At 38.9% G+C, this 10,198-nt stretch carries 13 protein-coding genes; all 13 read right to left on the reverse strand.

Annotated elements, in window-relative coordinates; genetic code table 11:
• Window positions 1-801 (reverse strand): hypothetical protein (locus QMA00_RS14310; RefSeq protein ID WP_290157769.1); only part of this gene is annotated, 801 nt, incomplete at its 3' end.
• Entirely contained in the window at window positions 776-1,594 is an 819-nt protein-coding gene (locus QMA00_RS14315) for a hypothetical protein (protein WP_076923055.1), read from the reverse strand. The genes QMA00_RS14315 and QMA00_RS14310, both read right to left, overlap by 26 nt.
• 58 nt (window positions 1,595-1,652) lie before the next feature.
• Window positions 1,653-2,141 carry a hypothetical protein gene (locus QMA00_RS14320; RefSeq protein ID WP_076923056.1) on the reverse strand — a complete coding sequence of 163 codons (489 nt, stop codon included), beginning with the start codon at window positions 2,139-2,141 and terminating at the stop codon, window positions 1,653-1,655.
• Between the two features lie 618 nt (window positions 2,142-2,759).
• Entirely contained in the window at window positions 2,760-3,800 is a 1,041-nt protein-coding gene (locus tag QMA00_RS14325; protein WP_010558023.1) for an IS630 family transposase, read from the reverse strand.
• 273 nt (window positions 3,801-4,073) lie between these two features.
• Window positions 4,074-4,424, reverse strand: a complete 351-nt coding sequence (locus tag QMA00_RS14330) for a hypothetical protein (protein ID WP_024602002.1) — start codon at window positions 4,422-4,424, stop codon at window positions 4,074-4,076.
• A gap of 50 nt (window positions 4,425-4,474) precedes the next feature.
• On the reverse strand, window positions 4,475-4,846 hold the full coding sequence (locus QMA00_RS14335; RefSeq protein ID WP_008467865.1) for a hypothetical protein: 372 nt from the start codon (window positions 4,844-4,846) through the stop codon (window positions 4,475-4,477).
• Between the two features lie 10 nt (window positions 4,847-4,856).
• Complete coding sequence (locus QMA00_RS14340; RefSeq protein ID WP_008467863.1) at window positions 4,857-5,279, reverse strand: hypothetical protein; 423 nt, start codon at window positions 5,277-5,279, stop codon at window positions 4,857-4,859.
• The gene (locus QMA00_RS14345) at window positions 5,263-5,928 is read right to left on the reverse strand and encodes an isoprenylcysteine carboxylmethyltransferase family protein (protein ID WP_076923057.1); all 666 of its coding nucleotides are present in this window, start codon (window positions 5,926-5,928) and stop codon (window positions 5,263-5,265) included. Before QMA00_RS14345 ends, QMA00_RS14340 begins: the two co-directional genes overlap by 17 nt.
• Window positions 5,921-6,256, reverse strand: coding sequence for a DUF2933 domain-containing protein (locus QMA00_RS14350; RefSeq protein ID WP_008467859.1), 336 nt, complete (start codon window positions 6,254-6,256; stop codon window positions 5,921-5,923). Before QMA00_RS14350 ends, QMA00_RS14345 begins: the two co-directional genes overlap by 8 nt.
• Window positions 6,257-6,265: 9 nt before the next feature.
• On the reverse strand, window positions 6,266-6,619 hold the full coding sequence (locus QMA00_RS14355) for a cupredoxin domain-containing protein (RefSeq protein ID WP_004589267.1): 354 nt from the start codon (window positions 6,617-6,619) through the stop codon (window positions 6,266-6,268).
• A gap of 11 nt (window positions 6,620-6,630) precedes the next feature.
• Window positions 6,631-8,874 (reverse strand): heavy metal translocating P-type ATPase, encoded by a 2,244-nt coding sequence (locus tag QMA00_RS14360; RefSeq protein ID WP_076923058.1) that lies wholly within the window; start codon window positions 8,872-8,874, stop codon window positions 6,631-6,633.
• A 101-nt stretch (window positions 8,875-8,975) separates the two neighbouring features.
• On the reverse strand, window positions 8,976-9,389 hold the full coding sequence (locus tag QMA00_RS14365) for a MerR family transcriptional regulator (RefSeq protein ID WP_076923059.1): 414 nt from the start codon (window positions 9,387-9,389) through the stop codon (window positions 8,976-8,978).
• Window positions 9,390-9,688: 299 nt separating this feature from the next.
• The gene (locus QMA00_RS14370; RefSeq protein WP_016899206.1) at window positions 9,689-10,111 is read right to left on the reverse strand and encodes a hypothetical protein; all 423 of its coding nucleotides are present in this window, start codon (window positions 10,109-10,111) and stop codon (window positions 9,689-9,691) included.
• Window positions 10,112-10,198: the final 87 nt, after the last annotated feature.

Here is a 10,198-nt window from a genome sequence, read left to right on the forward strand (position 1 = left end):
AGGTAAAGTGGCCTGACTTAAACAAACTGGTCTCCGATGAACTCGGGGCGATTCAAAGTTTGTACTGTCTTCTAAGAGTTCTAAGGAGTATGAGCCTTTACTTTCATTAAAAACAATCAGTTCGAAATTTTTTAAAAAATTCAAACCAAGTAAATTATATTTATCATCCTTTAAAAATAGCATTTTCTTTACATATCTAGTGTCAAGGTTAAAAACCTCTCTTTTCTCAATAATTCCAGAAAATGACAGCGAGTATACATCTACCTTACTTACTTCCTTATTATTTAAGGTGCTAAATTGTGCACCGGTATCTGTTGTAAATTCTAAATAATCTTTACCAACTTGCAACTCAAAACTAAAATCTTCAACATATATTGTTTTTTTTGATTTATACTCTTGCTTACCAGAAAGATATAGCAACCTTTCCCTATCTACCAGCATTTCAAACAACTTATTATCTATTTCTTTATTTTCAATTTTCTCTCTGTAAGTTCTCAATATGTTATAGCCATCATTATATTTAAGCCTATTTGAATAATTACTCTCCAATGAAAGTACACAGGAGAATTCCCAAATATAGTTTTCCGATTTGCAATCTGACAACGACAGTGAACTACTTTCACCTTTTAAAGTACTATAAGTAATAGCTGAAAGAGGACTTTTTAAGGATAGTTTTTTTATGCTTTCAACATCTGTTTTGTAAATAGCTTTAAGTTCATATTCATCATCAAAATTCAATGCCTCGCTTTTGGGTATACTACAAAAAAACAGCAAATTAATAATAATTATTACATATTTCATTAATCTTATCTTTATTATGACTTATAATGACAACTCTCTCTCTGAACAGTTTATAGAAATTATTCTGTGCAATTAAATTTCCATAGTCTGAATAGAAAGCACTAAGATAATTTAAATCAACACCCTTTGGTATCAAAGGTATTTTAAAATCTTCACTTACAGCGTTCTTTGATAGCTCATAAGCTGAGACCCCATCTGAAGTTAATACGTAACAAAGTGAAACTGTAGAAGCTTGAATTTCACTAATGAGAGGATCTTCCTCAAAAGGCTGTAACACATGAGTTAGCTCATGGTAAGTCTTTTGAAATACTTCATAGACCCTCGTTTCTAATTCCTCATAGCTAATTTCACATAAATCATCTTTAAAATATAAATATGCACTATTGTTTATGTACTTCTCTGATATATTAAATTTATCACTTAACAGAAATACTATTCTAACGTTTATCCTTTCTTTCCTACTAAATATTTTTATTTTTGAAGTTGACTTTTCGATATAACTTAGAAATTCAAAATTATCACCTAAGCATGACATTGTTTTTTTAGATACATATATATAACCCGACAAATCTTCAGTAATAAAAGGGAATTTTTCGTAATCACCTGAATTTAATTCAAAGTTTCTATTTAAAATTGCGGGTTCGCCATTACTAAAATAGGATTGAATTTCTACATTATCATGCTCTTTAATTACTGCATTTCCAACACTCCCTTTTTCTAAGGTGTATATTGAGATGCTTGAGCATGCTGAAAAAAAAACAACATGAAAAAATATGATAAAATTCTTTAACATAATCTAATGACCTAAGAGATTAAAATAGCCTAAAGCAGCTCTTTAGGCCAAGGTTTTACTAAAGTGGATCGCAACCGAATTCAGCACAAGGATCAAAATACTTTGATACAGTATATGAATGTGAAGCAACATTACCCGTTCCATCATTTACTGACACAACCACATTCTGTGAATTACTACCCGGAATTGTTTTTACTGGCAAATTAAAAGTCAGTTCATTACCCACGCCGACAAATTCGCCAGCCCAATTTTCAAAAGCAGATGGGTTATCCAAGAATACATTTGAACCTATAGTTTTAGTCGTAAAGTTTTTAGTCTCTATTTTTGTTCCATCAACCCATACACTAAATGAAATAGTATTGTTTACAACTGATGATACAGAACCACTTCCATCATTGATGTTTATATAAAACTCTTCAGCATTTAATGCTTCATAATCTTCTTCTGTAAAAAAACCAGAAGCAGCTAATAAGCTTGTAAATGGTTTGATTAAACTTGCCTGACCGAGATTTTCTATAATTATACGACCATTAGTATCAATGACCATTCCACTCGGGTATGTAACCTTACGTTGCCCCTCAAGAGTCATTTTGCAAAAATGTAATTAAAAGTGATGCGATAAGTGCAAGTAATAATTGTAATTTCATGTATTTTTCCTTATTTTTTATTTCCAAATAAACACACTTTTATTTTCCAATAATATTGTATGGTAAACAAAAAAGTAACCAAATATTAAAGTGCGTTAAATAAACAATATACCGCCGCCTACTCAAGTAAACTTTTTTGAGACAAGGTGTTGATAAAAGCTGATGAAATAACATGATATTCAATAAATAGAAAGTTTATCAACCTGACCTTCCCCAGAACCTCTTTTCTCTCAGGGGCATTACTAAAAGTTGGTCACATGATCAAATTAATTAGTTTGGGCAAGTGGGTTACAACTCTCAATGGGGCAGAAACGAGTTAATCATGAATGACTGCTCATGGCACTTAGCCAAACTTCGGCAAAGAGCGAATAGCGGACATCAACGTTCACTTCAGCATTACCGAATACTGAACGGTTTTGAGCTAAAGTTTTTGCGCGGCACATGGAAAAGAACTGCGTAGAGTTTGGTGCCAGATGCAAGTCCATGCTAGGGATTTACTGCTGACTAAATAACTGATCCTAATTGTGATACACCTGCTTCAAGCCATGCTTGCCACCTGGGAACGGAGCCGCTGTGTCCATAAAGTGGTATACCTGCTCCAGTAAGTCATCCATGTTCTTACACTGATGGTTACGGGTTATCGTTTCATGCAACGCATGCCATAGCTTTTCAATTTTGTTGTGCCACGGGCTGTATACCGGTAAAAACAAGAGCTTGAACTTTGGGTTCTCATTCAGCCATTTCTGCGTTTTTTTGCTCTTATGGATGATGTAATTATCCACAATTAGCGTGATACTTTTCGCTCGCCGGTATTGCCCTTTCAGTTGCTCCAACAGCGCAATAAACAAATCACTGGTCTTGCGCTCACCACCAACATAACTGATTTGTCCTGTCTGGCTGTGCAGTGCCCCCGCCAGATAGTGTTTCTTATTCTGGCCGGGTGTAGCTACCTTACGCTGTTTACCTTTAAAGCCCCAGTCGGCACCAATCTTCGGATTCAGGTGGATATCCACCTCATCCTGATAAAACACCGGATGGTCCACGCTGCAATTTTCAAGTGCCTCCCGCATGGCTGCTAACTTAGCTTCTTTATCTGGGTCTTGGATATACAGCGTCGGTGCCGCACGACGCCAGACGATGCCGACTTGTGGCAACCACCGCCTGAGAGTTGAGCTATGAATAACGATACGGTAAAGCTTATGCAGTAGCAGTGCGAATAATTCACTACTCCAACGCGACCGCTGATAACCCAGTGTCCTGGGTACATGGTTCACCAACAGTTTTAAAACACCGCAGATAAAGCCTTTGGGCTGACTTGGTGGTCGCCCAGCACCCTTGGTTTTAAGGCCATCTATACCTGCTGCTTCATACCAGGTTACCCACCGGTTTACTGATGAACGGCCTGCTTGCAAAACACGGGCTACTTGCGACTTGGTTTCACCTTTTAGCACCAATAACACCGCATTTGCCCGGCGGCACAGGTCTTTATCTCGGGTTTTATGTACAATTTTCTTCAAGCGGCGGGTTTCTGCGCCGTATAAAAATGCTATTTTGTTCATACTCAATGCGGTTGTTGATTGGTTATGTTTGGCGACTGATCTGATCGCGCAAACCGCATTGAGTTCCCTTCCTCGGGTGATCTACTATTTGGAACAGCTATTTAGGATGCCAGCCCACACCTTTCTAATTCATATGTAACATTCTTTCTGTCGTACTGGCATCAAGATAACCAGAACTGAGCAAACAATCTCAAAGGTTGTACAAAATAACACTAAAGTTTTTTCATTAAGTTTTATTGTTATGCTCTTGTGGTGGCTTTCGCCACCACTTTATTAGTTTTCAAGTTCCACCATATCTTTCGCTGCAATGTCACCAGACACTAGCTTTACAGTTGCGAAATGATCATTCACAATTTTAGTAATTTGTACCGTTCCTACCTTTTCGATAGTGTAGGGATCTTCACCTTCACTCAATACTATTCTTTCATGGAATCTAATAACACTGTATTTTTGCCCAACCTCTGCGCCATGCTTAGCACCAATACAGATTAGAGTTCGATTATCAGAACTTTCTACTACCTGACCTCTCACCATGTATTTATGATAAAAAGTGGTATTGGAACAACCCACTAAATATAAACCGAATGTAAGCAATAAAAGAGCTTTTATATAGGGTGTTTTCATCACTGTTACCTCATTTGACTAACTAATTATCTATACACTTTTTTATGAATTCATTTGTTTTTCCGGCCAGCCCCCGAAGGTGCTTGATGACAACTCCAAGGCTTATGAACAGAGTTATCTTTGATGTTCTGATCAACAAATTTATAGTAACTTTCTTTAGTATGTGTCCACCAATCATCATGAACATCTGCGCCATACTTACGGATTACCTCCTCAATCCCATCAAGGCTTACGTTTGCGGCATCATAGGCAAGGTGTATTTCACCTTCTTTGATGTTGTAACTAACTTCATCTATACCAAAAAGCTGATCTATTTCTTTTACTAACTCGTCACAGCTTTCTTCTGTGACATTGCTAAGCTTTAGGTTTCGAACAACTAAATTTTGCTCTTTAACGCCAACTCTATGATTTAAATCGCTCATAATTTTTCTCCTAATGTTTGTGTGAATGCTGTTGATTGCTATCTTTCATTTCTTCCATTTTACGGTTCATCTGCGGCATCATGTTCCCCATCATTTCTAAATGATGTTCAGCCATCTTGATTTGTTGATGCATTGGCATTTCTTCCATGTTTTTGTGCATGGATTGCATCATCTTCATCATTGAACGGTGATGTTCAACCATCATCTGCTGTTGCTTTTCAGGATCTTTTTCAGTTTTAATGGCATGGACTTCCTTTTTCATTTCCATCATCTTTTTGTGCATTTCTCCCATGTTCTCATGTGGTATTGCCATGCCTTGATGCATATCAGCTTTGTTCGCACCTTCATGTTTATGCTCATTGTTTTGGGCAAATGAGCTAGTGGTTATCAGTAGTGAACTAATAAATAAAATTGATTTAGTTAACGTTTTCATGATTTTTACCTTCTACACTTTTATTAAAATTTGGGATCCAACTTGGTGTCGATTCCATATACCTGTGGTACTCCGAACCAAACTCAGCAATCGCTTGTGCTTCTTCGCGTTTCGCTAGCTTGACGTAAACAACGACTAAGATCGGAAACATCGCAAGTGTTGGGATTGTCGGCCACTGCAATAAAAAGCCGAACATGATTAGAATGAAAGCTACATACTGTGGGTGGCGACACCTTGCATACCATCCAGTTGTAGCCAATTGATGATGTTTTTGCGCGTGATGCAATACATTCCATGCTGAAGACAACATAAAGAAACCTGCAACAATTAACACCATACTCACTATATGAAATGGGTCCCAATGGGCATCACCTTGAAATCCAAAGAAAGTATGTAATAAATGCCCATTTTCATGCGCAAAGAAATTTACTTCTGGATAGGTCTCCGTCAGCCACCCCGACAGAAAATAGATAGTTAAAAGAAAGCCATACATTTCAGTAAATAGGGCAACAATAAAGGCAGAGAACGCGCTTAGACTTCTCCAATCAGTTGATGTTTTTGGTTTGACAAAACTAAAGGCAAAAAAGATAAAAATTGCTGAGTTCAGTATCACCATCGACCATAAGCCATAATCATATGTTTCATTCATCACTGCTCTCCTTTTTATGTGATTCCTTACGTGCCTTTTCTAACCCTTGTATGTAGCCATCGCGATAGGCTGCATTTTTATCCGTGAGTTCTTGAAAGCTCTCTTCCTTTTTTTCATCAGGCGCATGTGAATGATCGTGACCATGTTTACCATGACTGCCATGCATAAATACGTGCATCAAGGGGCATAGCAATAAAATCAAGTAGGGAAGAAATTGCAGCATATGTTGACCATGCTCAAGCACTAAGAAGTAGGTCACTGCGGCAATAAGTGCCAGTGCAGCCCAGCCTGTAGGTGTTGACCAAAAATTAGGGTGTTGATTTTTCATATTGCCCTCCTAAACGACTTTTAAGACACCGCGATACATTTGCATCTGACAGTGAAACTCATGCTCTCCCGGTGATAAGTTCAATAGGGTAATTTGAGTAATTTCATTTAATTTAAGCTGTTCGCTTATATCCAATGAAGGAATAAGCATTGTTTCAGCGCAGGGGGATTGATCTTTGCGCATAAACTTCAGAGTGACAGGTTGGCTAGCAGACACCTGAATTGAGGATGGGGAATACACACCATCCCTCACTTCAATGAGTACTTCATTACCTTGAACGATTGTTTTATTGGGTTTATATAGCCAAAACCACCAAACAATCAGCGCGATTAACATTAAGCCTAATAAGTTAATAACCATCATTGTGATTCTCCTTAATGCTCTTTTGCTTTAAAAAAGCGAAGTCGATTTGCATTTGACACTACAGTCAATGACGAAAACGCCATTGCAGCACCTGCAATTACAGGGCTAAGCAGAATGCCAAAGAAGGGATATAGAACCCCCGCAGCAAAAGGAATCCCGGCTACGTTATAGACAAACGCGCCAAACAAGTTTTGTTTGATATTTCGTAAAGTAGCTTTGCTTACCGCTATGGCATCAGCAAGGCCATGAAGTGAACCACGCATTAGGGTAATGTCAGCACTTTCGATAGCTACATCAGTCCCTGTGCCTATGGCGAAGCCAACATCGGCTAACGCTAGCGCAGGAGCATCGTTGATGCCATCTCCTGTCATACCAACAATTTCGCCGCCTTCTTGTAGCTCTTTCACCTTGTTGGCTTTATCTTCTGGCAGCACTTCAGCAAGAAACTCACTAATACCCACTTTTTTAGCTACGGCGGCAGCGGTTTCCTTGTTATCACCCGTTAACATGATGACGCGTATACCATTAGCCTGAAGCCGTTTGATAGCAGAGATTGAGTCTGACTTGATAGGATCTGCAACAGCAATGATTGCTGCAAGTTCACCATCTACAGCAAAGTACATAGGTGTTTTGGCTTCTTTGGCTAAAGACTGTGCTTGTTCAACAAAGCCTGTGAGGTCTATGCCTTTTAACTTCATTAGTTTATCGTTTCCGAAAAGCAGGGCTTTGTTGTTGCAGCTTGCTTCTACACCAAAACCCGTAATGGCGTTAAAGGCTTCAATTTTTAGTAACTCAATATCCTGATCTAACGCACTTTCAACAATCGCTTGCGCTAAAGGATGCTCTGAGCCGCTTTCTAAACTTGCTGCAAGCTGTAGTACGTCTTTTTCGTCAGTAGCTTTTGCTAAAATAATATCGGTTACCTTAGGTGCCCCTTCAGTAATAGTGCCCGTTTTATCTAAAATCATGGCAGTGATTTTAGAGGCGGTTTGCAGTGCCTCACCGTTGCGAATAAGCACTCCGGCTTCTGCTGCTTTTCCTACTCCCACCATGACAGACATGGGTGTTGCCAAGCCTAAAGCACACGGGCAGGCAATAATAAGCACAGTAGTTGCTGAAACGATGGCAAAAGCAATGGCTGGCTCAGGTCCAAAGTTAAGCCATGCTAGCGCACTTAACACAGAGGTAATCATCACGACAGGTACGAAAAAAGCTGAAATAACATCGGCCAAACGGCCAATCGGCGGTTTTGAATTTTGTGCTCGTTTCACCATATTGATGATCTGTGCAAGCGCCGTGTCTTTACCAACGCGTGTGGCTCTAAATAAAATCATGCCTGATTTGTTCAAAGTACCTGCGACAACCTCATCTTCTTCAGCTTTTTCAGCAGGCATAGGTTCGCCTGTCAGCATGGACTCATCAATAGAGGTGTGTCCTTCCAATACCACGCCATCGACGGGAATTTTTTCACCCGGTTTTACCTTCACAATATCGTTAAATAAAACCTGCTCAATACCTATCTGAACTTCTTTGTTGTCACGAACCACGGTTGCTGTTTTGGCTTGCAAGCCGATAAGACGTTTAATGGCCTCAGAGGTTTTACCTCTGGCTTTGATTTCTAATGCTAAACCTAAATCAATTAAGCCAATGATCATGGCGGTAGCTTCAAAATAAACATGCCGTGCCATCAATGGAACAGCGTCAGGTGCAAACACGACAACCATCGAATACAACCAAGCCGTGCCTGTTCCTAAAGCTATTAGAGTGTCCATATTAGCGGAGTGGTTTTTAAAGCTTTTCCAAGCGCCAACATAAAAATGCTTACCTGAAAAATACATAACACCAAAAGTTAAAATGCCTACAACCAGCCAAGACATGCGCTCAAGGTTTGTTTCAACCGTCATTTCTCCAACCACAATGCTGTAGATCATCAAAGGAACGCCGAGTGAAAGGGCAATAAACGTATCGCGCATTAGCTTCTTATAATATGCCCAATCAGCCGCCTCTTTCTCATCAAGCGCATCTGTTGCTGAGCTATCATCAATTGGCTTCGCGTTATACCCCACTGACTCAACAGCTTTGATCAATTCTTTTGTTTTAGCTGTCCCATAAACTGTTACTGTCCTATCAGCAAAATTCATTTCCGCACTGACGACTCCAAGAGTTGCCTTCAACGCCCCTTCAATTTTGCCTACACAGCTAGCACACCCAGCACCTTCAATGATAAGCTGTTGGTTATGTGATACTTTCTCCAACGTATTCTCCTTACTTTTACACGAAGAGGATTGAGCTTTTGCCTTACAGCAACAGCCTGATTCAGTTTTTATATTTGTGTTAGTAGCCACCCTTTTTCCTCCTATGCTTTTTTAATTTGCTCAAAGTTTTCGATGAGATGACAAACCATGTTTGCAGTCGGTGCTTTGTCTTCCATTTCTTCCCATCGAGAAAGCGCAGAAGACATTTTTCCTCGAAGTGCCAACATTGCTTGAAACTGCTTTTCTGTTTCTTCAAGCCGCTCTTTGATCAGGCTTCTGACTAATGGGCACGCACTTTTACCATCTTCAGATTCATTAATAATTTCCTTGATATCTGCAACGGAAAAACCAAGGTTTCTGGCACTTAAAATGAATTTAAGTCTCGATACTTCTTTATTCGAGTATGACTTGTAGCCGTTCACTGACTTAGTAGGTTTTAACAATCCTAATCTGGTGTAATAGCGCACCGTATCAGCAGTCGTTCCAAGGCTTTTTGCCAGCTCTGCAACTTTCATGTTCACTCCTTAGTTCTTCACCTAAGTTTGTAATCTCACCTACAGCTTAGACCTGTGTCTAAGACACAGGTCAAGTACTAATTCTAGTGAATAAGCTAAAAACTAATTTTTGGTAAAAAGAGGAATCTCGGCCAAAATCGACAGCATTAAGTACTGTAAATAGCAATAGTTTGAGCATGTTCATCATGCCTCCAAAAAATATTGTGCTAATTGTTCAAAACGGTTGGTAATTTAAACCAATCAGTAAATCGTTTTATTTTTGATGGGACTGGCGAAAAAAAGGCGCACTGATCCCGTGATTAGCCAATAATTGGTGGACGATAAAGTAAGAGATGGATACCAGATTTTGGTAGGGGTATACGCTGTAGAATTAGCTCAGAATGAATATTGCAAATACCTTCGTCTTGCGCTTCCACAAGATAGGCATTTAAATGAAAGCTTGTACAAAAACCGCCTTCACAACAAACACAATCACCAGCTTTACATTTTTCACAGTCTTCATCACCATGAAGGTGTTTAGAGTCTTGCGAATTTTCAGTGTGATAGTGACTATTGTCAATCATTGATTGATGATGCATATTTTTGCTTGGTTGTATAATATGCGTGTCGGATGAGCCATTATGATGCTCTTCACAATTCATTGGTTTAGCAATAGCAAAACTATGCTGCGTAAGCAACACAGTTATTATCACTATTTTAAACCACCTGAAAAGTCCAAACATTATCATTCCTTCTTTAGCACCTACAATATTAGCCACTTTATAAAAATAATTTTATGATCTTGATCAAACTTTGAACTAAAACCTAAA

This window comes from Pseudoalteromonas sp. APC 3694 (assembly GCF_030407565.1).
In the GTDB taxonomy this organism is placed as follows: Bacteria; Pseudomonadota; Gammaproteobacteria; order Enterobacterales; family Alteromonadaceae; genus Pseudoalteromonas; species Pseudoalteromonas tetraodonis.

Coding starts and splice junctions, on each gene's coding strand:
- QMA00_RS14345 (WP_076923057.1), bottom strand. CDS start 5,928: ATGAATGAAACATATGATTATGGCTTATGGTCGATGGTGATACTGAAC.
- QMA00_RS14340 (WP_008467863.1), bottom strand. CDS start 5,279: ATGAAAACGTTAACTAAATCAATTTTATTTATTAGTTCACTACTGATA.
- QMA00_RS14365 (WP_076923059.1), bottom strand. CDS start 9,389: ATGAAAGTTGCAGAGCTGGCAAAAAGCCTTGGAACGACTGCTGATACG.
- QMA00_RS14320 (WP_076923056.1), bottom strand. CDS start 2,141: ATGGTCATTGATACTAATGGTCGTATAATTATAGAAAATCTCGGTCAG.
- QMA00_RS14330 (WP_024602002.1), bottom strand. CDS start 4,424: ATGAAAACACCCTATATAAAAGCTCTTTTATTGCTTACATTCGGTTTA.
- QMA00_RS14355 (WP_004589267.1), bottom strand. CDS start 6,619: ATGATGGTTATTAACTTATTAGGCTTAATGTTAATCGCGCTGATTGTT.
- QMA00_RS14370 (WP_016899206.1), bottom strand. CDS start 10,111: ATGTTTGGACTTTTCAGGTGGTTTAAAATAGTGATAATAACTGTGTTG.
- QMA00_RS14350 (WP_008467859.1), bottom strand. CDS start 6,256: ATGAAAAATCAACACCCTAATTTTTGGTCAACACCTACAGGCTGGGCT.
- QMA00_RS14335 (WP_008467865.1), bottom strand. CDS start 4,846: ATGAGCGATTTAAATCATAGAGTTGGCGTTAAAGAGCAAAATTTAGTT.
- QMA00_RS14315 (WP_076923055.1), bottom strand. CDS start 1,594: ATGTTAAAGAATTTTATCATATTTTTTCATGTTGTTTTTTTTTCAGCA.
- QMA00_RS14325 (WP_010558023.1), bottom strand. CDS start 3,800: ATGAACAAAATAGCATTTTTATACGGCGCAGAAACCCGCCGCTTGAAG.